Origin of the sequence: Sulfurimonas sp. NW15 (assembly GCF_051132285.1) — a bacterium.
Lineage (GTDB): Bacteria > Campylobacterota > Campylobacteria > Campylobacterales > Sulfurimonadaceae > Sulfurimonas > Sulfurimonas hydrogeniphila.
Window position 1 is genome coordinate 2,339,012 of record NZ_CP093237.1, and the last position, 25,645, is coordinate 2,364,656.

The following is a 25,645-nucleotide window of genomic DNA, read 5'->3' on the forward strand; positions in this document are numbered from 1 at the left end:
AATCCTTAATGCTCATGCTTGTGGTGATGAAGTGCATGGGCATCTATGCCATACAAATCACTTACTTCTTCACAAGAAAGCATCTTTTTTGGGTCATTACAAATTGTCGCTTTTTGATTTATTGTAAATAAACGTCCGATATCATCAGCTATAACACCGATATCATGCGTAATAAACAAAATGGTTATCTTTTCTTCTTTATTCAGCTTCGCCAGCAATGTGTAAAATCTTTGCTGAGACACCATATCTACACCGGTATTGGGTTCGTCAAGAATCAGAATTTTTGGGCAAGAAGCCAGAGCTCTTGCTATCATGACCCTTTGACGCTGACCGCCTGAGAGGGTACCAACCATTTTATCTCTTAAATTAAGAATATCCATTTTTATCATGGCATCTTCTACCATTTCTTTGTCTTCTTTACTTATACCGGCCAGTATTCCTCTTTTTGCTATACGCCCCATTTTTACAATATCTTCAACAGTCGCCGGAAAGTTTTCGTCTACGAGCGTTGCGCGCTGTGGTACATAGCCTATTTTGTACCACTCTTTAAACTCTTTTAACTTTTTGCCAAATATTCTGATTTCCCCGGATGTAGGCTGTTCCAATCCGAGAAGCATACGGATGAGCGTTGTTTTCCCGCCACCGTTTGGTCCGATAATGGCAATGTATTCTCCTTCAAAAATTTCAAATGAAATATCCTCAAGAATTTTCTGTCCGCGAACAATAAAGCTAAGCTTTTTTACATCAAAGATGGGAACTTTGAATTTCATCTGCACATAAGCGCCTTTGAGAGTTTTTTAAGATTTTTTTGCATAATTGCCTGGTATGTCATACCCGCCTTTGCTTCATCTGCTGTAATATTGCCCAAAGGCTGAAAAACATCAACAGTGATATTTGCATCCTTTGCTATTGTTTTGGTTACCTTGTCATTTACAAAATTTTCATAAAAAATTGTCTGTATGCCTTTTTTGCGAATATCCTGAAAAACTCTTTTCATTGCTTTGGCACTCGGTTCAGCTTCGGGAGAGAGTCCCGTCAATGATTCTACTCCAAATCCGTACCTGTCTGCAATATAGCCAAGAGCATTATGTGTAACAACAACACTTTTTTGTTTACAGTTTGCAAGTTTCTGTTTGTATTCCTGGTCAAGCGCATTGAGCATTTTTACATATCTGTCTCTGTTTTTAATGTAAAGTTCTTTATATTGAGGCTGCAGTGCAATAAGTTCATTTGTTATCACTTGTGCAGCTTTTTTCATATTGTCAAAATCAAGCCAATAGTGAGGGTCTACTCCTTCATGATGCTGATGCCCGATATGTTCCTCTTCTTCGTTTTCATCCGTATCTGCAAGTTCTCGTAATTTTACATATTTACTGATATTTACAGCATTTTGTTTAAATGCAAATCCGTGTACCCATGGTTCCAATCCTGCGCCGCTGTAAAAAACCAGGGCACTTTTTTCTATGTTGCCCATAAGCTTTGGAGTTGGTTCAAAACTGTGAGGGTCAACACCAAAAGGCAAAATATTAACGACATCAAGAGTATCGCCTGCAATATGCTTTGTAATATCATAAAGAGCAAATGTGGTTACCCCGACTATCGGTTTTGTATTTGTTTGAGGTTTTTTTTCATTTTCTATAACAAGAAACAGGCTTGCCATAAACAAAATAAGAATCAATGCAATAATTTTTATATTTTTCACTGCCCACCCTTCGAAATAATTTTTATTTAATAATTGTAATTATACCCTCTTTTTTAGAGTTTGATAATATAAGGTTTTTTAGATATAATTCTCCACTTTATAATTTAGGAAAATATATGACAACCAGTCTTTTACTTATAATTCAAATCGTCTTAGTTATCATCTTGGTTATCGCTGTGCTCTTACAAAAAAGCTCAAGCATAGGCCTTGGTGCTTACAGTGGTTCAAATGAATCGGTTTTTGGTGCAAAAGGGCCAAGCAGTTTCTTGGCAAAAACAACATTTACCATCGGCTTTTTGTTCGTTGTCAATACGATCACACTGGGATACATGTATTCTCAGTCTGCACAGTCTTCTGTGATAGATGAAATGGTTCCGACAACAAATGTAGCTGCTCCTGCAGTACCGACTGCTTCGACTGAAAAACCAGAAACACCAAAAAAATAATCTTTTTAAGGAGAAAAACAGAATGTTAAACGAAATATTTAATGAATGTGAAACGAAAATGCAAGGCAGCATTGAACATATGCAAAGAGATTTCAAAACACTCAGAACAGGGAAGGTCACAACTGCTGTACTTGATAATGTAAAAATTGACTATTACGGCACGCCTACTCCTCTTGATCAGGTGGGTTCTGTTTTGGCAACCGATGCGACAACTATTGTCATCAATCCCTGGGAAAAGAACCTTTTGTCTGATATCGAGTCTGCTATCAATGCGGCAAATATCGGCGTAAACCCTAATAATGACGGAGAGCAGATTAAACTTTTCTTTCCTGCCATGACAGTGGAACAGCGTCAGGAATCTGTAAAAAAAATGAAAACTATGGGTGAGAATGCCAAAGTATCCATTAGAAATGACAGACGCGACGCCAACGACAAAATCAAAAAACTTGAAAAAGAAAAAGAGATTACGCAGGATGAGTCTAAATCCGCTCAGGACAATATACAAAAAATAACAGACAAATATATCTCTAAAGTTGACAGCATCTTAAAAGACAAAGAAGCTGAAATTCTAAAGGTTTAATTCGTGGACATAAAGCAAATATATATGGATGCCGAAGCACTTTTGGAAGGGCATTTCAAATTGAGTTCAGGCAACCATTCACAGTTTTATCTTCAATCTGCAAAAGTTTTGGAAGATCCCAAAACAGCGAAACTTTTAGCAGAGGAACTTGCCAAGCAGATCAAGGCAAGCGGCCTTGAGATTGATACCGTCTGTGCTCCGGCGCTTGGCGGTTTGATTGCAGGTTTTGCGCTTGCTACGGCACTTGATGCAAGAAGTATATTTGCTGAACGGGTTGACGGCAAGATGACTGTTCGCCGCGGTTTTGAAATCAAACCGGGTGAAAAGGTTTTGATGTGCGAAGATATCATTACAACCGGAGGAAGCGCTATGGAAGCTGCTGCAGTTGTCAAAGAACTGGGTGGTGAAATAGTCGGCATTGCCGCATTGGCGAACCGCGGATTTTGCCACAGAGAGGGCAGCAACATAGAGACAAAGCCAAACTGCAAGCTTCCTCAGGATATTCCGTTTTTTGCACTTGCAGACTTCACCTTTGAAATGTATCCGCCTGAGACATGTCCGCTTTGCAAAGACGGCAGCCAAGCCATTAAGCCGGGCTCACGCGGAAACTAGTATACAACCGCTAGCGATATTTTAGCTGGCAGGTTAACATTCTCTCAACCAAAACACGTGCCACCTCTACTTTTCCGTCCACAATATTCGTTATAGCCAAGTCCGAAAGCTTCTCTTTCTCTTCCAGTGAAACCACTTTTACAATCAAATTTGCATTTCTTGAATGATTCAGCACTGCTTCGCAAATAAGGCGCTTCTTCGCAATATTGTCAAGTGTTACAATTATTGCAGCAGCTTTTTCAATATGGAGCGCTTGCAAAATAGCTGTTTTGGAAGCATCTCCGAGATAGGCTTCTCTTCCTTCTTCCAGTGCTTCCTGTACATGTTTGTTTGAATTGTCAATGATAACATAGGGAACATCAAGTTCTTCAAGATACTGTGTCACAAATTTACCGACCACGCTGTATCCGCACACAACCACATGATTTTCTCTGCCCTTAAGTGCAGACATATCTGTAACAATATCTTTTTCTTTTATCAGCCTGGTGGTTACAGCATTGATAAAGGGAACAAAAAACGGTGTCACTATCATGGAAAAAATCACTATCAGTACCAACAAAGAAGCCAACTGCTCATCAATAATATGCCCTGATGCCGCGAGTGCAAAAATTACAAATGAAAATTCGCCTACCTGAGAAAGGAAGAGTGCCGTTTTTAAGGAAACTGCACTGCTTGAGCTTAACCGCAAGACCAAAAACATAAGGAGCGATTTTATAATAAAAATCAGTAAAAACAGACCGATAATAAGTCCGATATTGTCAACGAACAAGAAGATGTCAATTTTCATACCCACAACAACAAAGAATGTTCCCAAAAGAATATCTTTAAACGGTGCGATATCTGATTCTACTTTATGATGGTATTTCGTTTCCGCGATAATCATACCGGCTACAAATGCGCCTAAAGAGTAGGTAAAACCCATATAGTAGGCAAAAAGAGAAGATGCCATGACGATAAAGAGTACAGAACCCATAAAGAGTTCGTCTACCTCTGACGAGGATGAAAAATGCAGCAGCCAGGCAACAACTCTCTTGCCGAATGTAAACATCACAGCGATAACAACAGAAACACTTAAAAGTGTATGCCATAAAATGACAAAGATCTCCTGATCTCCCTCTTTGGTTAAAAAGCTTATCAGAATTAAAATAGGAATCACTGCAATATCCTGAAAAATCAGAATTCCTGTTGCATTCTGCCCGTACGGAGTATAAATCTCTTTAGAACTTTTTAAATATGTCAGTACGATTGCTGTTGATGAAAGCGAAAACGCGAGTGCTATAATTATGGATGATTTTGGTCCCAGAGCAAAAATATAATGGGCTAGCAGATAGGTGACAACCGTAGTCAGTCCGACCTGTAAAAATCCGTTGGCAAAAATCTCTCTTTTCATCGAACCCATTTTTGCCAAAGATATTTCAAGCCCTATGGTAAACATCAAAAATACAATACCGAATTCCCCTGCCATCTCCAAAGCATGCGAATGACTGGCTTTATGCAGATCAAAACCATAGGCAATAAGTGTTCCGGTCAGAATATAGCCTATAATCTGCGATATGCCTATTTTTTTCAAAAAGATATTAATAACTATGGAAACCCCAAGAGCGATGATTATATAGACTAAAACATTTTGCATACAGTTACTTTCATAATTTAATAAGACATTATATACTATAATCGCGCTTATACTTAATATATATGGAGATTTTTTAATGACTAAATTCATTTTTGTTACCGGTGGAGTATTAAGCTCTCTTGGAAAAGGGATTACAGCTGCCAGTATAGGTACTTTACTCAAACATGCCGGTAAGAATATAGGCATGCTTAAAATTGATCCGTATATCAATGTTGACCCGGGTACGATGAGTCCGCTGGAGCATGGAGAAGTTTTTGTTACAAAAGACGGCGCAGAAACTGATCTTGATATTGGAAACTATGAACGTTTCCTGGACAAGTCTTTTTTAAAAACATCCAACTTTACAACAGGGCAGGTTTACTCAAGTGTAATTGAGCGTGAACGCGCAGGCGGGTATCTCGGACAGACCATTCAGGTTGTTCCGCATATTGTCGGTGAAATTGTCAAGCGTATAAAAGCAGCCGGGGAAGGGCATGATATTCTTGTAGTGGAACTTGGAGGAACGGTTGGTGATATTGAAGGGCTGCCATTTATGGAAGCGATTCGCCAAATGAAACATGATGATGAAGTTGCCGGTACATTTTTTGTCCATGTAACCCTTATTCCCTACATTAAAGCAGCCGGTGAGATGAAATCAAAGCCGACACAGCACTCGGTTCAGGAACTTCGCCGTATCGGTATCACACCGCAGATGATTATAGCAAGAAGCGAAAATGCTCTGCCCAAAACATTCAAGAAAAAGCTTGCAATGAGCTGTGATGTTGCACCGGACAGTGTTATAGAAGCACTTGATGCTGCAAGCATATATGATGTTCCTATGTCATTTTTAAGACAAAATATTTTAAAACCTATAGCAAAAGAACTTGATCTTGGCGAGATAGAACCTGATATGCAGGAGTGGGATACTCTTGTCAAAAAAATCGTACAGCCAAAAGGAAAAGTGGTTATAGGATTTGTCGGAAAATATCTTGCCCTCAAAGAGTCCTACAAATCACTAACAGAGGCTCTTATTCATGCCGGAGCTCATCTTGACAGCAGAGTTGAAATCTGCTGGGTTGATTCTGAAGAGATAGAAGAAAGAGATGCACAGACACTTCTGAGTGACTGTGACGGCATATTGGTAGCAGGCGGTTTTGGAAACCGGGGAATTGAAGGAAAAATACAGGCAATTGAGTATGCCCGTGTCAACAAGATACCTTATCTCGGCATCTGTCTGGGCATGCAGCTTACGCTTGTAGAATATGCAAGAAATGTGCTTGGACTGGAGGGTGCAAACTCCGTTGAATTTGATGAAAACACACCGCACCCTATGATTTATCTTATAGACAACTTTTTGGACCAAAGCGGCGGTATGCAGCTTCGGACACATCAGTCGCCGATGGGCGGGACCCTTCGTCTTGGAGAGTACCCGTGTGACACAAAAGAGGGTTCTTTGCTCCGTGAAGCCTATAACGGACAAAAAACAATTTATGAAAGACACCGTCACCGATATGAAGCAAACCCTGCCTACAGACAACAGCTTGAGGATGCCGGCATGATAGTCACAGGTGAGTCTGACGGGTTGATAGAAACAGTAGAGATTCAAGGCCATCCATGGTTTTTAGGGGTGCAGTTTCACCCTGAATTCACATCACGCCTCCAAACTCCAAATCCATCTATACTAGCATTTGTCAATGCCAGTTTAAATGCTGAGTAATATACCCCACTTAAACAAATCAGACCTTTTTGCTCTGCTTGCACAAAGGTTTGACAAGGAAGACAAAAAACTTTCCCAAATTCCAAATCCACAATTGCTTCATGATGCGGATAAAGCCGCAAAAAAAATTGCAGAAGCTATACGCGCTAACAAACGTATAACGTTAGTAGGTGATTATGATGTAGACGGTGTCAGCTCTACTGCTATAGTTGTTGATTTTTTCAAGCAGATTCCCTATCCTCTTGAAGCTATTATTCCCAATCGTTTTCATGATGGTTATGGGGTAAATCCTACTGTTTTGCAAAGAGTGGATACGGACTTGATTATAACTGTTGATAACGGAATATCTGCAATAGAAGCAGCCGATATATGCAAACAACGCAAAATAGACCTAATTATTACTGATCATCATACTCCAGGCGATGTTTTACCAGATGCCTATGCTATTGTTGATCCAAAGCTCTCTACATGTAACTATCCTTTTAAAGAGATATGTGGCGCACAGGTTGCATGGCTTTTACTTGGACTTGTTAAAAAAGAGCTTGCACTCAGTATAGATATGAAGCAATTTTTAGATATTTTGGCGATTGCAATTATTGCGGACATTATGCCTCTTGTCAATATAAACAGAACACTTGTCAAAGAAGGGCTTAATCTCCTTATGCACTCCAACAGGCCTGCCAGTGTTATTATCAGGGACTTTTTAAACAAGTCAAACATCACAAGTGAAGATATCGCATTTAACATAGCACCGCGTATCAACTCTGCCGGACGCCTTGAAGATGCTTCTATTGCCCTTGATTTTTATACTGCATCCGATACACATACGGCTTATAAACAGTTTGAACTCTTGGGACAGCTCAATAATCTACGAAAAGAGACTGAAGCACAAACAACGCAAGAGGCACTGAACTCTGTCAATAAAAACGATAGAATTATTGTTGTGGCAGGTAAAAACTGGCATGAAGGTGTTGTAGGCATTGTAGCCGCCCGTTTGGTTGATAAGTTTGGATCTCCTGCGATAGTTTTGAGTATAAAAGATGAAGAAGCCAAAGGGAGTGCCAGAAGTATCGGTGAGGTCAATATATATGAACTCATAAAAGAAAATGAACATCTGTTAACTAAATTTGGCGGGCATAAAATGGCAGCAGGACTGGGTTTACATGTAAAGGATATAGCAGCCTTTAGAGAAGCTGTCAATAGAAGTGCACAAAGAATTCCTGATGATGATTTTATACCAAAAGAACAGATAAGCGGAATCTTGGCAAGCGAAGATATAGATACAGAACTGCTGGATTTGCTTGAACAGTTTGAACCCTATGGAGAAGCGAATCTCCGGCCGACTTTTCTTATAAAAGATGCAGAAGTTGTCAGTATAAAACTGATGGGTGCCGACAAATCACATTCGCGCATTGAAATCAGACAATACCCGCATCAAAGAGAGACTATAGAGCTTATTGCTTTTCGGCGTGTTTATGAAATGCCAGAGAATAAAAAGATTACATGCAGTTACTCCGTAACCAAAAATGAATTTAACGGCAGGGTCTCTGCCCAGCTTTTAGTGAATAAAATCTTTTAGAAGCCTTGCATGCCAAAGATTTATGAGTGTCTAAAAGTCCGCTCTCAAATCACTGTCTTACAGGCTTTGGACAATAACACCGTAGCACTCAGTACCAAACTCCATGGTATGCGAATTTTTGATGCTGATGATTGTCAAAATAAAAAAATCCTCTCCATCGCACAGTTAAATTATAAAACAACTGCCGTTGCTGTTCATCCAAGCGAAAATATTTGCGCCATAGCCAATGGTATCCAAATATATATAGTTTCTTTAACAAACAAAAGTCTTTTGCAAACTATTTATACCGACAATGGTACTGTTACCGCACTTCATTTTATACCGGATATGCCTTATATTGTCAGTGCTACGAACGAGGGTAGAGTTATGCTCTACCGGCATGATACTCAAAGAGAAATAGCCCGTCTTATCTCGTTTAAACACCAAAATATCAATGCTTTTGCTTTTCATAGAAACTATATGGCATGCAGCGGCTATGGAGGTTATGTCAGTATAATTCATCTGCAGTCACACCAGCAGATAAAAAAACTTTGTGTTTCCAAAGTAGCTATTGAGGCTTTATGCTTCATAAACGAGCAGACGCTTATGCTTGGCAGTCATGATGGCACACTCTATATACAAAAACTTCACGAAGATGAAGAAAACTTCTCTTTACATATGCCTTTTGGTGCAATAAAAAATATTATATATTTTCCCCGGACTGATTTTGCACTTATAAGCGGAAGATCAAAGAGTATTTCGCTTGTAAATATTAGAAGCAAAAAGCTTGTAAGCCCAAAATATCTCAGCTTCGGGCATGAAGTCGATACTATGATTTTGACGCATAAGAAAAAGCTTGTTGTTGCTCTAAAAAACCAACAACTCTACACTATTACATTTGCCGATGCCGATGATCTGAAAATGTGTATACTTCGCAAAGATATTGTCAAAGCTTTTGACATAATCGATGCAGATCCGCGACTTCAAGGTACAAAAGAGCATAAAAAAGTTGAAACTCTTTATCAAAAACTTTATGCAAAAGCATTCGTTCATCTTATAAACTCCAATAAAAATGAACTAAAAAAAATTCTCCATATCCTACAGCAGATAAACAGTAAAACAGATGATATTAAGCTTTTGTTCAAAGCGCATAAAAATTATGCAGCCTTTCAACATTTTTACAGAGACAAAAAATATGCTCTTGCCTACAAACTCAGTGAAAAGTTTGCACCCTTGCAACATACCTCTGTCTATAAAAAAATGGAAGCTGATTTTAAAAAATCATATATTTTTGCCCAAAAACAGATCCTCATTGGCAATTTAGACAGAGCAAAAGAACTTTTGCTTCCATACATAACAATTTTGTCAAAACGCCCGCTTATAAACCTTTTGCTCAGACAAAATGAAGAATTTTTAGTATTTTTAAAAGCACTGCAATATAAAGAATACAGGACAATTGACAGACTTATATCAAAATATGAGGTTTTTAAGGATATTCCCGGATATTATGAACTGCAAAAATCACAAAAAATGCTTTTGCAAAATATAAAAAATACAATTGACAGCGCCAATGTTGAAAAAGCACTACAGCAAATAAAATCTGCACAGCTCTTTACATGTAACAATAATATACTGCAAGAGTTATATGAATATGCGCAATCTGTACAAAAATTTCTCTCATACTATGCAAATAATGATTTTAAAAAATGCTATGAACTTATAGACAGCGATACAAGACTGCAAAATCTTGAAATTACAAAACTTCTTGAAAAACACTGGCAGAAGCTTATGAATGAGTGTGAAAAACATGCGCTTAACGGTGATATACAACACATAAAAAAGACACTGGGGGAACTGATATACACACCTTCAAGAAAACAAAGAACAGGGAATCTTCTTCGACTCAGTTTCTACACACAGATAAAACAACTCATCAATACAAATAGATTCAACAGTGCCGAAAATATCATTTATTCCTATATTGATATTTTCGGTATAGACAAAGAGATTAGAATTATCATGAATGGCTATGAAACAAATAGTACCAAAAAACTTGCCATTACTCACGAACAGGGGGAAAAACGTTCACGGGACAGCTGGTTTGATTCACAAATATTATGAATTCATAAGAGCAGTCAACACCTCGACAGTCTCACTAAACGGTATCTGTACTGTCGAATCTTGCGTTATGAATTTTTCCATATCCTCTTTTTTATCAATAGCCTCGTCAAGTTCAGCATCACTGCCTTTTGTATAGGCACCTATTCTTATGAGTGTTTCATTCTCTTTGAGTAGCGTATACAGGCGTCTAAATTTCATCACTGCCTTGAGATGCTCCGGTGTAATGATATCACTCATAACCCTTGAAGCCGAATTTAAAATATGCACAGGCGGATAGATGCCAAAATCTGTCATTTCCCGTGAGAGTACAATATGTCCGTCTAAAATGGAACGGGACTGATCAGCGATAGGATCACCCATATCATCCCCCTCTATCAAAACGGTAAAAAAGGCCGTAATGCTTCCTTTGCCTTCTTCTTTTCCGGCACGTTCCATTAACTGGGGCAAAAGGGTGAGAGAGGAGGGAGGGTAGCCTTTTGAAGTCGGTGGTTCTCCAAGTGCCAGCCCTATTTCACGCTGTGCCATAGCAAAACGTGTGACAGAATCCATAATAAAGAGCACATCTCTGCCCTGATCCTTAAAATGTTCGGCAACACTCATTGCGGCAAAAGCACCGTATTTTCGCATCAAAGGAGAATCATCTGACGTTGCCACGACTATAACAGTATTTGTCAAATCACCACCGAGATTTTTTTCTATAAACTCAGGAACTTCACGACCGCGTTCACCGATGAGCGCTACGACCTTGATAGGGGCATCTGCTCCGCGGACAATCATACCCATCAAGGTTGATTTTCCGACACCGCTTCCTGCAAATATTCCGAGTTTCTGTCCTTTTCCGCAGGTAAGCAGTCCGTCAATTGATTTGACCCCTACAGAAAAAACTTCATCTATCATGCCTCTTTTCATTGCCGCTATTGGTGCTTTTATGATAGGAGTAAGCTTTCCCTCTTTTATACTGCCTTTGCCGTCAACAGGGCGCATAAACGGATCTACTACACGTCCCAAAAGAGCAGGGCCTACAGGAATATTCAACCCTGTGGAATCTAAAAATACTTTATCTCCCGAACGAAATCCCTCTACAAATGAAAAAGGTGTAATGAAAAAGAGATCTGCATCAATCTCCGTTACCATCCCAACAGTCTCCTGTCCTGTAGTATCTGAGACAATCTTTACCATATCGCTGATGCTTACATGTAAACCTTTTGCCGTGATAATCGTTGCGTTTATTTTCACAACCTCGCCAAAAGAGACCGAATAGTTTTTATTTGCAAGTTTCTCTTTCAGTGATGATAATGGCATATTTTAGTATCTGTTTCCCGTAGGAGAATTAATGAGAGAAAAGAATTCACTGCGTGTTTTTTCATCTTTTTTGAAAAGTCCGCGAAGCGCTGATGATGTTGTCGTTGAGTTTATCTTTTCAACACCGCGCATCTCCATACACATATGACGCGCCTGAATGACAACACCAACACCCTTTGGCGCAATCGTATCCATAATGGCATCAGCAATCTGTTCCGTCAGCTGTTCTTGAATCTGCATACGGCGGGCAAACACATTGACAACTCGGGGAATTTTTGAAAGTCCGACCACTTTTCCGTCTGGAATATAGGCTACATGTACCCGACCGATAATAGGCAGAAGATGATGTTCACATGTAGAATAGAACTCTATGTCTTTTACCAAAACCATTTCATCATTGGAGGTCGTAAAAAGCGCTTTTTTTAAAATTTCCGCAGGATCTTCTTTGTATCCGCCGTAAATAAACTCATAGGCTTTTCGCACGCGTGCAGGTGTATCCAACAGCCCTTCACGACTTGGATCTTCTCCGACATGATGCATCATTATTTTGACTGCATTTTCAAATTCACTGTTTTTATTCTCTGACAAGGTTATGCCTTTTAAAGTTTTTAGTATGATAGAGTAGCAAGAATTTGCTGAAAAGATGATGTAATAAAAATACCTCAAGAGTAAACTTGAGGTATTTTTTTAGTGAATAAAGATATTTGGAACAATCAGCGGGTATTTTTTCATTTTTCTAAAAATATGTTTTCTGATAACCTGACGCAAATCACCTTCTAAAGTTTTAGGATTACCGATAAGTCCGGGCTTCATGTTCAACAGGAAGTTTTCCAGTATTTCTTCTATCTCTTTTGCAAAAGCCCTGTCTCTTTTGTCAGCGACCAGACCAAATGATGTCACTTTTGGTTTATCCATCATTTTTCCGGTTTGTTCACTCACCTGAGCCACTATCATAACAACACCGTCTGTCGCAAGTTTTTGGCGATCCATAACTATGTCATCTTCGATTTCATAATTGTTTTGATTGTCAATATATGTCTTGCCGGTTTTTACAGTTTTGACTTTTCTCATATATTTTGGTGCAATCTCTATCTGTTCTCCATCTGTCATAAGTAAAATATTTCTCTCAGGAACACCACACAGCATTGCAGTCTCTTTATGTTTCATTACATGATTGTATTCACCGTGAATCGGTAAAAAGAACTTAGGATTAACGAGACGAAGCATCAATTTTTGCTCTTCTAAAGATGCATGTCCTGAAACATGTAAATCTTTGTCATAGGCAATTTTAGCTCCACATTTTTGCAGGTGATTAAGCATTTGGGAAATAGAACCCTCATTACCGGGAATAGCACGGGAAGAGAGAACAATCAAATCAGTCGGTTTAATTTTAATATGTCTGTGCTCACCTATTGACATTCTAAACAGTGCCGAATTGCCTTCACCCTGAGAACCTGTTGTCACGATTAAAACATCTTTATCACTCATGTGTGCCACTTCATCCGGTTCCACAAAGATATTTTTTGGTAATTTAATATAGTCATATTGCATAGCCACTTCAAGATTACGCTCCATAGAACGTCCGATAACACAAATTTTACGACCATATTTCACAGCATACTGAATTGCCTGATAAACACGATGAATATTTGAGCTGAACGTTGAAAGAACCACTCTTCCCTCTGCCTTGCTAAACACACGATCAAGTGCCGGTGCAACGCTTAACTCAGACGGTGTAGGATTAGGATTATGTGAATTTGTCGAATCACTCATCAAACACAACACCCCTTTTTCGCCATAATGTGCCAAACGGTGTAAGTCTGCGGGATACCCGTCTATCGGTGTATAGTCAATCTTGAAATCACCTGTATGTATCACAGTTCCGGCTGCTGTTGTAATCGCCACAGAAGAAGAGTCTAAAATAGAGTGGGTCATATGCATCCACTCAACTTCAAAATCATTTCCTATTTTATAGACTTTTCTTTTTTCAATAGGATTAAAATATTTTCTAGCCTCTTTTAAATGATGCTCATCAAATTTGTTTCCAATCATTGCCAAAGGCAATGGCGTTCCGTATATAGGAAACTGCAGTTCTCTAAAAAGATACGGTACTGCACCGATATGATCTTCATGCGCATGCGTAATGATAATACCGACAATTTTATGCTTGATTTCATGCAGATAGGTAAAATCGGGAATCAGTATATCAACCCCGTGCATCTCTTCATCCGGAAAACTCATCCCTACATCGACAAGAATCGCTTCATTGTCAGTTTCAAATACAGCAATATTTCCGCCGATTTCTCCAAGCCCTCCAAGTGGTGTGACACGGACTCTCGCTTTTGATTCCAAATCAAGTTTATAGTGAGGATTCAGTCTTTGCTTGTGTGCTTCCTGATTTTTTACAACAAATGCTTTAAGCTTGTCATCAATAGGAGAAGCTCCTCTTTTGTGACGGCCGCGACTTTTGTTTTTATTGTTGTTTGTTCTTGGTTTTGCATTTGCATTTTTTTCACCGTTTGGCTTCTTCTGATTGCCGTTTGGTCTACGATTGTTATTTGGTTTGCGGTTGTTATTTGGTTTGCGTTGTTCCTGAGGTTTGCTTTGTGCTGCCTCTTGTGTCTCTTCTGCCATCCAAACTCCTTGTTAATTTATAGAGTTGGTGATAGTCGTTAGTGCTTACCTGATGAGGCCGAACCGTTAATGCAAGTTCCAGTTTTTCCAGAACTTCCTGAAGTTTTTTCCTGTCATATTTTGAAGATAGATTTTTCACCAAAGTTTTTCGAGGCTGCGAAAATGCAACTCTAAGCATATCCTCGAACTCTTTGTCATTTCTATCAGCATTTTTCTCTATCAGAAAAACAGCAGAATCCACTTTGGGCTGAGGATCAAATGCAGTCGGGGGAACTTTCACAACAATCTGTGCTGTTCCTATACTTTGGGCTATTACGCTCAAAGAACCAAAAACTTTTTCACCTGCAGTTGCACAAAACTTTTCTGCTACTTCAAGTTGAACCATTACAAGTATATTTTTACACATAGGATCTGCGAGTGCTTTCAATAGTATGTTCGTAGCAATATAATAGGGCAAATTTGCCACCAAATCATAAGGCTCACGCACAAGTTCACTCTGCCAAGCATTTAAAACATCTCCACAGTTTATATGGAGTCGCTTGGTAGCAATCTCTTCTTTAAATGTACTTTGTAACAGTTTACATAAATCGGTATCTACCTCAAAAGCTTCTACACTTTTGACATCAACTAAAAATTTAGTTAAATCACCTAAGCCAGGCCCAATTTCTACGATTTTATTCTCGTTTTTGGGCATCGCTTCGACGATTTGTCTTAAAACTGACTGGTCTTTCAGAAAGTTTTGTCCAAACTTCTTCTTTGCTACAATACTTTCTCTATTCATAGCACTATGATATCTTTTTTTTACTTACAAAAAGGTAACAGACTGAAAAAATCAATTTTTTTCTCTTTTTTTATACTAAAGCATTGATTTTTTCTTCTGAAACGGCCACTAGTCGTCTTTGCAGTCTTGCTATTTCTGCCAAAAGTTCTTCGGCTATTTGTTGCATTGCAAGATACTTTTCGTTTACAAGCTTCAACTCCGACTCAGTCAATACCTTTTGCTTTGGTTTAAATATTCTTGATAAAAATCCGCCTTTTTTTTCTTCAGCAAAATACAAGTCGAAAATTTCACGATATCTTTCATGAAGTTTGTCATGAAGCTCTTCAATATTGCTCATACACTCCAGCGGATTGTTTGAGAGTATCTTCAACTTCTGTCCATCGGTATAAAACCATTGACCAAATTTTGTTTCTCTGGATGAAGTTGGTAAAATTCTATCTTCCGGATCTATCCCGTCTATTAAAGATTTTGCTGTTTCTACAAACCTTGTCAATTCTACTTCTGCATTTTCTAAACTTTTTAATGTTTCATCCTTCTTCATCTACATTCCTATCCAAATATAATGAACGATTATAGTCCTAACTATATTAAAGCAATATAAAACTTTTGTTTCACGTGAAACAAAATCAATCATTAAGCCTAAAAGTGTATAATTGCGCTATGAATTATTTTGCAAAGAGAATCATCCCATGCCTGGATGTAAAAGACGGACGTGTTGTCAAAGGCGTCAATTTTGTAGGACTCAAAGATGCCGGTGATCCTGTTGAAGTAGCCCGCAGATACAATGAAGAGGGTGCGGATGAAATTACATTTTTGGATATTACAGCTTCTTCTGACAACAGAGACACAATAGTAGATATAGTTGCCCAGGTAGCACGAGAAATTTTCATACCGCTAACTGTAGGCGGAGGCATTCGCAAACTAGATGATATATACAAACTTTTAAATGTCGGCTGTGATAAAGTCAGCGTTAATTCCGCAGCCATAAAAAGACCCCAACTCATAGACGAAGGTGCCAAACGCTTTGGATCACAGTGTATTGTCACAGCAATTGATGTGAAAAAAACAGGTGACAAATACAATGTTTACTTAAACGGCGGACGCGTAGATACAGGTATAGACGCCGTAGAGTGGGCAAAAGAGGTTGTAGACAGAGGAAGCGGAGAAATTCTTTTGACATCTATGGATGCGGATGGAACCAAAGCAGGTTTTGAACTCAATATAACAGAACAGATAAGCCGTGCAGTACATGTACCGGTCATAGCCAGTGGCGGTGCAGGTACAATGCAACATATAAAAGAAGCATTTGAACACGGAGCAGATGCTGCATTGGCTGCTTCCATATTTCACTACAAAGAGATAGATATAATGGATCTAAAACATTATTTACATGAACAAAATATTCCGGTAAGGCTATAACAATGATTATATGTGCAGGAAACAATGAAACATTTTCTTTTGCAACTCCAATGGGAGTAGGGCTCATTGAAACAGCTATGAATCTTACACGGCTTTGTCTATTTGACAAACCGGAATTTTTACTCTTTGTAGGAACTGCAGGAAGCTATGGAGAAAAAAAAATATTTGATATCATAGAATCAAAAACTGCTGCAAATATAGAACTGGCATTTTTAAGTAATGATGCCTATACACCGCTTGATAATGTTGTCACAACAAACACTACCAATAAAAAAGACATTGTTGTCAACTCATCAAATTATATATCTACAAACGAAACATTGACAAAAAACTTTTTAAAATTTGGTGTCGGCATAGAAAATATGGAATTTTTTTCAGTGTTGCGCATTGCCCAGGAGTTTAATATTCCTGCCGGCGGTGTGTTTTGTATAACAAACTATACTAACAAACAGGCTCATGAAGATTTTCTCAAGAATCAATCCAAAGCAAAAGAACTCCTTGAAGAGCATGTAAAAAAGCGTATAGCAGAGCTAACAGCAAAATGAAACCTTCTTTATATGACTTCACACAAAAAGAACTGACACAGTTAGTCAAACCATCTTTTCGTGCCAAACAGATTTATGGTTGGCTGTATCATCAGTATGCACAGGATTTTGATGCAATGAAAAACATCCCAAAAGCATTAAAAGAAGAACTGAGCGAAAAATATACCATCAATCCCATGGAAATCGTACGAAAAGAAGAGTCAAGCGACGGTACAATAAAATATCTTTTGCAGCTACAGGACGGCAAGACCGTTGAAGCAGTCTGGCTTAAAATGAAAGATGAGCAAGTTGATGAAAATGGTGAAATAACACAAGAGGCAAAATATACAGTCTGTGTTTCCACGCAGGTTGGCTGCAAAGTCGGCTGTAGTTTTTGTTTGACGGCCAAAGGCGGTTTTACCCGTGATTTGACTGCCGGAGAAATTGTTGCACAGGTAGTAACACTCAAACGTGACAACAAACACAAACATAACAGAAAGATAAATATAGTGTACATGGGAATGGGGGAACCTCTCGACAATCTTGAAAATCTTGCACAGGCTATAGAAATTTTTAAAGAAGAAGAGGGACTTGCCATTTCTGCAAAAAGACAAACAGTAAGCACAAGTGGTCTCAGTAACAAAATAGACAAACTCGGTCAAATGGATCTGGGTGTACATATAGCCATATCACTCCATGCGGTTGATGATGAACTGCGCACAGAGCTTATTCCTATGAATAAAGCACATAACATCAACTCAATTATAGAAGCGGTAAAACGTTTTCCAATTGATACACGCAAGCGTGTTATGTTTGAATACCTTGTCATTAAAAATAAAAATGATGATTTGGGTTCTGCAAAAAAACTTGTAAAACTCCTTAGCGGAATTAAAGCAAAAGTAAACCTTATCTATTTTAATCCCTATCCTGGTACACCTTACGAACGTCCATCACGCGAAGATATGATCAAATTTCAGGAATACCTTATAAACCACGGTTTACTCTCTACCATACGCGATTCTAAAGGAATAGATATCAGTGCCGCTTGTGGACAGTTAAAAGAAAAAAATCAAGATGAGATAAACAGTTAGATAACAAATCTAAGAGTATAATTATAATAAAAATCAAGGATAGTTATGAGTAGTGTTGATATCAGTGAAGTAGTTTTGTTAGTGATAGTTTTTGCCATTGGCGTTGGCGGTTTTATATGGGCAGCAACCAAAGAAGAAAAAGAGTAAAGTTTTAATTAAATTCATATAAAGCTGGATCAAAATAAAGCAGACGACCAACACACCAGGGAGGTCGTCTATGAGTGTAATAATACCCTACTAATCTTAAAAATAAATTTCATCTTAAAATAAATTTTAATCATAATAAAATTTGTCAATTTTCTCTAAATGTGTAGTATTCACACATTGTTCTAAAGTGTGAATATCACATAATTTCATGGATAAAAAATTTGTAAATTTTCTTATTTTTTAAGAAATATTTTATGTAAATTTTACCTTAAAACAGTTTACAAATCTTCCAAAAGCCCTATTTACAGGGCTATAAAGAGATTTAAAAAAATTATTCACATAAATAAATATTATTTTTATCTTCTTAAAAAAAAGTTATTCACATTACATGTAATAAACATGTTTTTAAAAAGTCTACCTTACTTTTTATGGTATAAGAATCCCCATATAAATCAAATGCCAATTCACTGGCATGTAACAATAAACGTTGTGCTCCGCTGTTTTTTATTCTTTGTTCGGCAGATAGTTCTCTCTCTAAAAATTTAACAATATTCTCTTCGCTCTGTCCATAAATCGGATCACCGACTATCGGATGTTTCACGTGAAACAAATGCACTCTGATTTGATGCTGTCTTCCTGTATACGGCACACATTCCACAAGTGTCATATTTAGTTTTTCAAAATATTCCAATGGTCTAAAAAAAGTTTTTGAAGCTTTGCCTTTTGTATCAACTTTTACTACCATACGAACAATAGCACTTTCATCTTCTGCTCTTAACAGCGGCTCCACCACAGTAAGCTCTTTTTTAAAATCTCCGTGTACAAATGCCAAATATTTCTTTTTCATATCTCTTTGCTCAAACATCATTTTAATATCACGTTCACTCTGCTTGTTCTTTGCACACAAGACCAGACCACTTGTCTCCTGATCGATTCTGTGTGTAATATTTGCATCTCTGCCGTATTGGTATTTTAATTCATCTATAAGAGAGTAGGGCGTGTATCTGTTTTGAGGATGAATAAGCACACCACTCGGCTTGTCAAAAACAACAAACTCTTCTTCTTCGTATGTAGGTTCCAAACCTCTTGTAATAGGTTCAAAGTAGATAAATTCAAATTCACCTTCAATTTCACCTGCAGTCCTCGTCATCGGTTCTCCGTTAACAAAAAGCCTTCCCTTGGCAATAAGACGCTGTGCTTCTTTTTGGGTATACCCAAGTTCTTGAATTAAATATAAAAATGCTTTTTGTTTTTTTGGTGCAAACATTCTCTTTCTTACGAATGGCAAATTTCAATCCTCTTTAATGAATATTTGAGTAAAATAAACTACTTTAATCTATGCGAATTCTAGCATAAAAACAATCATAAGGAACCTATATAATGGTAGATAGATATTCACGGGAAGAGATGGCATCAAAATGGACATACCAGGCAAAATACCAGGCGTGGCTTGATGTTGAAATTGCTGTAGTAAAAGCTTGGGCAAAACTGGGAAAAATCCCTCAGGAAGATGCGGACAAAATTGTTAAGAACGCAAAGTTTGACATTAAACGCATAGATGAAATAGAAGCGGTAACACGCCATGACCTGATTGCCTTTACAACTTCGGTATCAGAATCTCTCGGTGAAGAGAGCAGATGGTTTCATTATGGTATGACATCTTCAGATACTATTGATACAGCCGTTGCGCTTCAGATGAAAGATTCCCTTTCGCTTATAATAGAAGATGTAAAGATGATTATGGAATCTATTAAAAAACGTGCCATGGAACACAAAATGACTTTAATGGTCGGACGTTCTCACGGAATTCACGGAGAACCTATAACATTTGGTCTCGTGTTAGCTGTCTGGTATGATGAAATGGCTCGTCATCTCGAAAACCTTGAACAGACTATGGATGTTATAGCAGTCGGACAGGTAAGTGGAGCAATGGGAAATTTTGCGCATGCTCCTTTGGAACTTGAAGAGTATACCTGTGAAGAGCTTGGTTTAAAGCCGGCACCTGTTTCAAACCAGGTTATTCAGCGTGACCGTTATGCGAGACTGGCAACAGCTTTGGCATTAATGGCAAGTTCCATAGAAAAATTTGCCGTACAAGTTCGTCACTGGCAAAGAACGGAAGTATATGAGTGCGAAGAGTATTTTGCAAAAGGCCAAAAAGGCTCATCCGCAATGCCTCATAAACGCAATCCTATCCTCACAGAAAACATAACAGGTTTGGCTCGCATGATACGTGCCTATGCAAACCCTGCTATGGAAAATGTAGCTCTTTGGCATGAACGTGACATCTCCCACTCATCCACAGAACGTTTTTGGCTCCCTGATGCATTTATTACAAGTGATTTTATGCTGCACCGCATGAATAACGTTATCGCAAACCTGACTGTATATCCTGAAAACATGATGAGAAATCTCAACCTGACAGGCGGACTTGTATTTTCTCAACGTGTTTTACTTGAACTTCCGCTGCAGGGTGTGAGTCGTGAAGATGCCTACAGAATCGTACAGAGAAATGCCATGAAAGTCTGGGAAGAGATTCAACAGGGCAAACCTACGGTTAATGAAAAAGGAGAGAGCCTCTATCTTAATCATCTGCTTGCAGACGAAGAGTTGAGAAATTCACTCAGTGAAGAAGTTATCAGAGAATGTTTTAATTACGACTACTATACAAAAAATGTAGATAAAATATTTGCAAGAGTTTTCAAATAAACAACTTCAGCATAGCAATTACAGCTATGCTGAATATAACTTTTTCTTCTATCTTCTTAGATATAACAAATATATAAAACTTGTAAAAATTTTACTGCTTTAATATTTTTAAGAGAGAGTTTTCGCTAGAATACTAACTATGCTAATTAACAATATCTTATAGTTTTTTATATGATTATTGCATATATAATTATATAAAAAATTCTTAATCAGGGAATAAATTTATGATAACAGTTATAAAACGAAACGGACGAACAGAACCTCTTGACATATCCAAAATCCAAAAATATACTTCTGCTGCTGTAAAAGGTTTGGCCAATGTCAGCCAAAGTGAACTGGAAGTTGATGCCCAAATTCACTTTCGTGACGGTATAACATCAAAAGAGATACAAGAAACTTTAATTAAAACCGCGGTAGATAAAATAGATATTGATGCACCCAACTGGACATTTGTGGCTTCACGTCTGTTTCTTTTTAATCTTTACCATCAGGTAAACGGTTTTACCGGTTATTGCAAACTGGAAAAGTATTTTGAAAAAGGAGAAAAAGAGGGACGAATTCTTCTGGGCCTAAAAGAGATGTATGATCTTGACGAACTGGAAAAACATATTAAACCGGAAAGAGATCTGCAGTTTAATTATCTGGGCATTAAAACACTCTATGACAGATATCTGATTAAAGACAGAGATGCAAACCCGATAGAGCTTCCTCAACATATGTTTATGGCCATCGCAATGTTTTTGGCACAGCGTGAGGAAAACCGTCAAGAGTGGGCCATCAAATTTTATAACATGATTAGTAAATTCGAAGTTATGTTAGCCACGCCCACACTCTCCAATGCAAGAACACCAAGACACCAGTTAAGTTCTTGTTATATAGGCTCTACTCCTGATAATATCGAAGGTATATTTGACACATACAAAGAGATGGCAATGCTTTCAAAATTTGGCGGAGGAATCGGGTGGGACTGGACCCAGGTTCGTTCAATGGGTTCTTTTATAGACGGCCACAAAAATGCAGCAGGTGGAACTATCCCCTTTTTAAAGATAACAAATGATATTGCCATCGCCGTAGACCAACTCGGTACCAGAAAAGGTGCTATTGCTGTTTATCTTGAACCATGGCATATAGATATCAACGACTTTTTAGACCTGAAGAAAAACTCCGGTGAAGAGCGTCGTCGCGCTCACGATCTGTTTCCGTCTCTATGGCTAAACGATATGTTTATGAAACGTGTGGAAGAGGATGCAATCTGGACACTTTTCGACCCATATGATACCAGAGAACTCACGAATGTCTACGGCGAAGAATTTAATAAACTTTATCTCAAATTTGAACAGGATGAGAGTATCATCAAAGAAAAAGTAAAGGCAAAAGATTTATGGAAAAAGATTTTGACTTCTTATTTTGAGACAGGTTCACCGTTTCTTTGTTTTAAAGACAATGCTAACCGTGCAAATCCGAATGATCATTACGGAATTATCAGAAGTTCCAATCTCTGTACAGAAATTTTTCAAAACACTCAGCCTAACCATTATAAAATAAAATTTATTTTTGAAAACGGTGACAGCATCAGTTATGAAGAAGAGGAGTTGGTAACTGTAGACAGTGGTATAACAAAACCCGCCAAAAAAGTCACTGCTTTGGATTCACTGGGAGGACTTCCTATTTTTGCTGTGGAAAAAGAAAAAATTGACGGCGCTACGGCTGTTTGTAACCTTGCTTCTATAAATCTCTCACGCATAAATACAAAAGAAGATATAGACAGAATTGTCCCCACAGCTATCAGATGTTTGGACAATGTTATAGATTTAAATTTTTATCCGGTTGAAAAAGTAAAACGGACTAACATGCGAAGCCGCTCTATCGGTTTGGGTGTTATGGGCGAAGCACAGATGCTTGCAGAAGCCGGAATTATGTGGGGAAGTCAGGAACATTTTGACAAAATAGACGAAATTATGGAAGCTGTTTGTTATAACGCAGTTTCCGCCTCTTCTGATCTGGCTGTTGAAAAAGGAAGCTATCCCGAATTTGAAGGAAGCAAGTGGAGCAGAGGAATAATGCCTCAAGACCATGCAAATGCCGAGGTGGTAAACCTGGTTGACCGTGGCGGACTCTTTGCTTCAAAATACGAATGGGATGAACTCCGGGCCAAAGTAAAAAAACAGGGAATGCGAAACGGTTATCTGATGGCTGTAGCCCCTACATCATCCATATCTATTTTAACAGGTACTACACAGGCTATTGAGCCTGTTTTTAAACGCAAATGGTCAGAAGAAAATCTCAGCGGACTGATTCCTGTTGTTGTTCCTAATCTTTCACCTGAGACATGGAGTTATTATACTCCGGCATATGATTTAAACCAGACCGTTCTTATAAAAGCAGCCGCTATCAGACAAAAATGGATAGATCAGGGGCAGTCTCTCAACATTTTTATAACACTTGACAAAGCAAGCGGACGCTATCTTAATGAAATTTATATGCTGGCATGGAAACTGGGACTCAAATCTACCTATTATCTGCGTTCACAGTCACCGGAAATGGCAAGCGATGTCGAAGACAGAAGTATGGAGTGTGTCGGTTGCCAATAGACCTTGAGCGGTTTGACAGCTTTAAAAATGCCGACTTGCGTTCCCTCGAAGTCATTTCACCCACTCATCTGAAATTAGTTCTTGCAGTTCAAGATGCCGCACGTGATTATGACTGGATAACCCTAACACTTGATTTTACAGAGGTAACAGATGCAAGACTGCTTGAACAAAGCAAGTTACAGTTTATAAATATGAGTGACGGAGCAAGTCTTTTACATGTAAACAAAGAATTTGCATTTGGCATAGGAGAGTGCTATAATATCCAAGCAATTAAAAACTCGACGCTCTATATCATTTCTAAGGATCTGAAATATAAAGAGGGACAATTTTAAAGGATGACAATGGCATATGAGGTAAAAGGCGAAATACTTGGATTTGTAAATACCAGGCAGGTAGATATAAATGAAATAGATGCACTTTTTTCCATTATGAAAGACAGCCAAAATCCGGGCATATCTTTTACTCTGGTCAATCCTTATATGTTACGCGAATACCCTTTTGAAATTCCTGAAAAAACAAAAGAGTTACTCAAAATTACTGACAATTCAGAAATAAGTGTTTTCAATATTTTACTTATTCAGAAACCTTTGGAAAAATCAACAATTAATTTTTTAGCGCCCATTATTATTAACCATGACAACAATACATTGGCCCAAATTGTTTTAGAACCAAAACAAAATCCGGATTATGGCATGGCAGAAAGTATAGAATCATTTAAAAAAGAGACATCTTCATAAAATATATTTTGAAATTAGACTATAATATGGAACTTAGGTAGCATTACAATTGCCAAATTGAGTGTAAAATACACTTCAAAAAGGAGAATTCTATGAAAATTGTATGTCCACACTGTTTTACTGTAAACAATGTTCCAAAAAAAGAGAGTTATAAAAAAGCAAACTGCGGGAAGTGTAAACAATCACTTTTAGACACAAAACCTGTAGAACTTACAAATGCAAATTTTGATGAAGTAATTGTCAACAGTGATATTCCGGTAATAGTTGACTTTTGGGCACCATGGTGCGGTCCATGTAAAATGATGGCTCCAAATTTTGAACGTGCTGCCACTCAATTTCCGCTCAAAGCACTTTTTGCAAAAGTAAATACTGAAAATGAGCAAAATCTGGGTGCACGTTTTGGAATTCGTTCAATTCCGACAATTATCGTCTTTAAAAATGGCCGTGAAGTCGAAAGAGTCAGCGGTGCGCTTGATGTAAATGCACTTGTTTCTCTCGCTTCAAAACACAGCAATTAAATTTATTTTATATACGAACAGCAGTAATCGGTTACACTCTTTATTTTTATATCAAATGAAGAGTCGGCCGGTACTGTAAAAATTTCAGGCACAAGAAGTGTGCGCCACTCTTCGCCTGGCAGTTTTACTTCCACATCACCGCTCATGATCTCCATAATCTCTTTATCTGCCGTATTAAAAGTATATTCGCCCGGCAGCATAATTCCCAAAGACTTTATACTTCCGTCAGGAAATTCAACTGTTCTGCTCGTTACTTTTCCGTCATAATAAATATTTGCCTCTTTTACAATATTCACATTTTCAAATTTTGACATTTTTTATCCTTTTTTTAGTTTGACTCTCTGAGAGTGTGTTATGGCTACAGCCATGGCATCTGATATATCAAGAGGTTTGATCTCTTTTTTTATGTTTAACAGGCGCTGAACCATAAATGCCACCTGTTCTTTTTGTGCTTTTGCCTTGCCTGTAAGCGCTCTTTTTACCTGCAGTGCCGTATATTCATGAAACTGTCCAAACTCCTGCAAAAGTTTTAGCATTATTGCTCCGCGAAACTGTGCCAGTTTAATTGTTGTTGCGGGATTGTGGGCATAAAATATATCTTCCATGGCTACTTCGTCAATAACATGATTTTCAAATATACTGCTCAATCCTTCAACCATTTGCGGTATTTGAAACTGCAAATCTTCTGCCTTCATTTTTATAAGTCCCGCTTCGATAAGCGATATTTTGGAATTTTGTAACGAAATAAGTGCATACCCCATATTTCTGGTTCCGGGATCTATACCAAGTATAGTCATTTAAGGCCTTTAAAACATTTTTCACCATTATATAGAAAACAATATAA

Annotated in this window: 25 protein-coding genes; 14 read left to right on the plus strand and 11 right to left on the minus strand. The window is 38.0% G+C overall.

All coding sequences use genetic code 11. From position 1 onward, the window contains the following. Positions 1 to 5: 5 nt before the first annotated feature. Positions 6 to 770, minus strand: a complete 765-nt coding sequence (locus MLC52_RS12080) for a metal ABC transporter ATP-binding protein (protein ID WP_151899267.1) — start codon at positions 768 to 770, stop codon at positions 6 to 8. After that, positions 767 to 1,702, minus strand: coding sequence for a metal ABC transporter solute-binding protein, Zn/Mn family (locus MLC52_RS12085; RefSeq protein ID WP_434580646.1), 936 nt, complete (start codon positions 1,700 to 1,702; stop codon positions 767 to 769). The genes MLC52_RS12080 and MLC52_RS12085 overlap by 4 nt, the downstream gene beginning before the upstream one ends. Before the next feature lie 116 nt (positions 1,703 to 1,818). Here MLC52_RS12085 and secG point away from each other — a divergent pair, with 116 nt between their 5' ends. The 3 genes from secG to pyrE are packed head-to-tail and all read left to right on the plus strand — an operon-like array spanning position 1,819 to position 3,340. Next, positions 1,819 to 2,148, plus strand: coding sequence for a preprotein translocase subunit SecG (gene secG, locus MLC52_RS12090; RefSeq protein ID WP_418640826.1), 330 nt, complete (start codon positions 1,819 to 1,821; stop codon positions 2,146 to 2,148). 22 nt (positions 2,149 to 2,170) lie between these two features. Further along, the gene (gene frr, locus MLC52_RS12095) at positions 2,171 to 2,728 is read left to right on the plus strand and encodes a ribosome recycling factor (protein ID WP_188110003.1); all 558 of its coding nucleotides are present in this window, start codon (positions 2,171 to 2,173) and stop codon (positions 2,726 to 2,728) included. A gap of 3 nt (positions 2,729 to 2,731) precedes the next feature. Next, the gene (gene pyrE, locus MLC52_RS12100; RefSeq protein ID WP_188110002.1) at positions 2,732 to 3,340 is read left to right on the plus strand and encodes an orotate phosphoribosyltransferase; all 609 of its coding nucleotides are present in this window, start codon (positions 2,732 to 2,734) and stop codon (positions 3,338 to 3,340) included. Positions 3,341 to 3,350: 10 nt separating this feature from the next. On the opposite strand, the gene MLC52_RS12105 is transcribed toward pyrE, so the two are convergent. Next, a complete protein-coding gene (locus MLC52_RS12105) occupies positions 3,351 to 4,973 on the minus strand; it encodes a cation:proton antiporter (RefSeq protein ID WP_151899264.1) in 1,623 nt (540 codons plus the stop codon). 76 nt (positions 4,974 to 5,049) lie between these two features. On the opposite strand from MLC52_RS12105, the gene MLC52_RS12110 reads away from it, so the two are divergent. Genes MLC52_RS12110 through MLC52_RS12120 form a run of 3 tightly spaced genes read left to right on the plus strand, consistent with a single transcriptional unit; the run spans position 5,050 to position 10,348 of the window. Next, the gene (locus MLC52_RS12110) at positions 5,050 to 6,669 is read left to right on the plus strand and encodes a CTP synthase (RefSeq protein ID WP_151899263.1); all 1,620 of its coding nucleotides are present in this window, start codon (positions 5,050 to 5,052) and stop codon (positions 6,667 to 6,669) included. Continuing rightward, positions 6,659 to 8,248, plus strand: a complete 1,590-nt coding sequence (gene recJ / locus MLC52_RS12115; RefSeq protein ID WP_418640827.1) for a single-stranded-DNA-specific exonuclease RecJ — start codon at positions 6,659 to 6,661, stop codon at positions 8,246 to 8,248. Before MLC52_RS12110 ends, recJ begins: the two co-directional genes overlap by 11 nt. Positions 8,249 to 8,257: 9 nt before the next feature. Continuing rightward, positions 8,258 to 10,348 carry a hypothetical protein gene (locus tag MLC52_RS12120; protein ID WP_434580650.1) on the plus strand — a complete coding sequence of 697 codons (2,091 nt, stop codon included), beginning with the start codon at positions 8,258 to 8,260 and terminating at the stop codon, positions 10,346 to 10,348. On the opposite strand, the gene fliI is transcribed toward MLC52_RS12120, so the two are convergent. From fliI to MLC52_RS12145, 5 genes are all read right to left on the minus strand, one after another. Continuing rightward, on the minus strand, positions 10,343 to 11,650 hold the full coding sequence (fliI, locus tag MLC52_RS12125) for a flagellar protein export ATPase FliI (RefSeq protein ID WP_434580651.1): 1,308 nt from the start codon (positions 11,648 to 11,650) through the stop codon (positions 10,343 to 10,345). The two genes, MLC52_RS12120 and fliI, sit on opposite strands and share 6 nt — an antisense overlap. 3 nt (positions 11,651 to 11,653) lie before the next feature. Continuing rightward, positions 11,654 to 12,238 (minus strand): GTP cyclohydrolase I FolE, encoded by a 585-nt coding sequence (gene folE / locus MLC52_RS12130; protein ID WP_346389048.1) that lies wholly within the window; start codon positions 12,236 to 12,238, stop codon positions 11,654 to 11,656. Positions 12,239 to 12,337: 99 nt separating this feature from the next. After that, positions 12,338 to 14,284 (minus strand): ribonuclease J, encoded by a 1,947-nt coding sequence (locus tag MLC52_RS12135; RefSeq protein ID WP_151899258.1) that lies wholly within the window; start codon positions 14,282 to 14,284, stop codon positions 12,338 to 12,340. Beyond that, positions 14,223 to 15,065, minus strand: coding sequence for a 16S rRNA (adenine(1518)-N(6)/adenine(1519)-N(6))-dimethyltransferase RsmA (gene rsmA / locus MLC52_RS12140; protein WP_151899257.1), 843 nt, complete (start codon positions 15,063 to 15,065; stop codon positions 14,223 to 14,225). The genes MLC52_RS12135 and rsmA overlap by 62 nt, the downstream gene beginning before the upstream one ends. A gap of 70 nt (positions 15,066 to 15,135) precedes the next feature. Next, positions 15,136 to 15,606, minus strand: coding sequence for a CZB domain-containing protein (locus MLC52_RS12145; RefSeq protein WP_434580654.1), 471 nt, complete (start codon positions 15,604 to 15,606; stop codon positions 15,136 to 15,138). Positions 15,607 to 15,725: 119 nt separating this feature from the next. Between MLC52_RS12145 and hisF the strand changes: the two genes are divergently transcribed. Genes hisF through rlmN form a run of 3 tightly spaced genes read left to right on the plus strand, consistent with a single transcriptional unit; the run spans position 15,726 to position 18,099 of the window. Then, on the plus strand, positions 15,726 to 16,484 hold the full coding sequence (gene hisF, locus MLC52_RS12150) for an imidazole glycerol phosphate synthase subunit HisF (protein WP_346389050.1): 759 nt from the start codon (positions 15,726 to 15,728) through the stop codon (positions 16,482 to 16,484). 2 nt (positions 16,485 to 16,486) lie between these two features. Beyond that, positions 16,487 to 17,029 carry a purine-nucleoside phosphorylase gene (locus MLC52_RS12155; RefSeq protein ID WP_346389051.1) on the plus strand — a complete coding sequence of 181 codons (543 nt, stop codon included), beginning with the start codon at positions 16,487 to 16,489 and terminating at the stop codon, positions 17,027 to 17,029. Next, positions 17,026 to 18,099, plus strand: a complete 1,074-nt coding sequence (rlmN, locus tag MLC52_RS12160; protein WP_151899253.1) for a 23S rRNA (adenine(2503)-C(2))-methyltransferase RlmN — start codon at positions 17,026 to 17,028, stop codon at positions 18,097 to 18,099. The genes MLC52_RS12155 and rlmN overlap by 4 nt, the downstream gene beginning before the upstream one ends. Positions 18,100 to 18,625: 526 nt before the next feature. On the opposite strand, the gene MLC52_RS12165 is transcribed toward rlmN, so the two are convergent. Beyond that, positions 18,626 to 19,534, minus strand: coding sequence for an RluA family pseudouridine synthase (locus tag MLC52_RS12165; protein ID WP_151899252.1), 909 nt, complete (start codon positions 19,532 to 19,534; stop codon positions 18,626 to 18,628). Positions 19,535 to 19,626: 92 nt separating this feature from the next. On the opposite strand from MLC52_RS12165, the gene purB reads away from it, so the two are divergent. The 5 genes from purB to trxC all read left to right on the plus strand — a co-directional run bounded on the left by purB (position 19,627) and on the right by trxC (position 24,801). Next, positions 19,627 to 20,955, plus strand: coding sequence for an adenylosuccinate lyase (gene purB, locus MLC52_RS12170; protein WP_346389053.1), 1,329 nt, complete (start codon positions 19,627 to 19,629; stop codon positions 20,953 to 20,955). A 224-nt stretch (positions 20,956 to 21,179) separates the two neighbouring features. Then, on the plus strand, positions 21,180 to 23,546 hold the full coding sequence (locus tag MLC52_RS12175) for a ribonucleoside-diphosphate reductase subunit alpha (protein WP_151899250.1): 2,367 nt from the start codon (positions 21,180 to 21,182) through the stop codon (positions 23,544 to 23,546). After that, the gene (locus MLC52_RS12180) at positions 23,528 to 23,878 is read left to right on the plus strand and encodes a hypothetical protein (protein WP_346389054.1); all 351 of its coding nucleotides are present in this window, start codon (positions 23,528 to 23,530) and stop codon (positions 23,876 to 23,878) included. Before MLC52_RS12175 ends, MLC52_RS12180 begins: the two co-directional genes overlap by 19 nt. A 9-nt stretch (positions 23,879 to 23,887) precedes the next feature. Next, entirely contained in the window at positions 23,888 to 24,283 is a 396-nt protein-coding gene (gene fliW, locus MLC52_RS12185; protein WP_434580658.1) for a flagellar assembly protein FliW, read from the plus strand. Between the two features lie 92 nt (positions 24,284 to 24,375). Continuing rightward, positions 24,376 to 24,801 carry a thioredoxin TrxC gene (gene trxC / locus MLC52_RS12190; protein ID WP_151899247.1) on the plus strand — a complete coding sequence of 142 codons (426 nt, stop codon included), beginning with the start codon at positions 24,376 to 24,378 and terminating at the stop codon, positions 24,799 to 24,801. Between the two features lie 2 nt (positions 24,802 to 24,803). Here the strand turns inward: trxC and MLC52_RS12195 are convergent, their stop codons facing one another. Next, a complete protein-coding gene (locus MLC52_RS12195) occupies positions 24,804 to 25,115 on the minus strand; it encodes a pyrimidine/purine nucleoside phosphorylase (RefSeq protein WP_434580660.1) in 312 nt (103 codons plus the stop codon). A 3-nt stretch (positions 25,116 to 25,118) separates the two neighbouring features. Then, positions 25,119 to 25,598, minus strand: a complete 480-nt coding sequence (ruvC, locus tag MLC52_RS12200) for a crossover junction endodeoxyribonuclease RuvC (protein WP_151899245.1) — start codon at positions 25,596 to 25,598, stop codon at positions 25,119 to 25,121. Positions 25,599 to 25,645 lie beyond the last annotated feature (47 nt).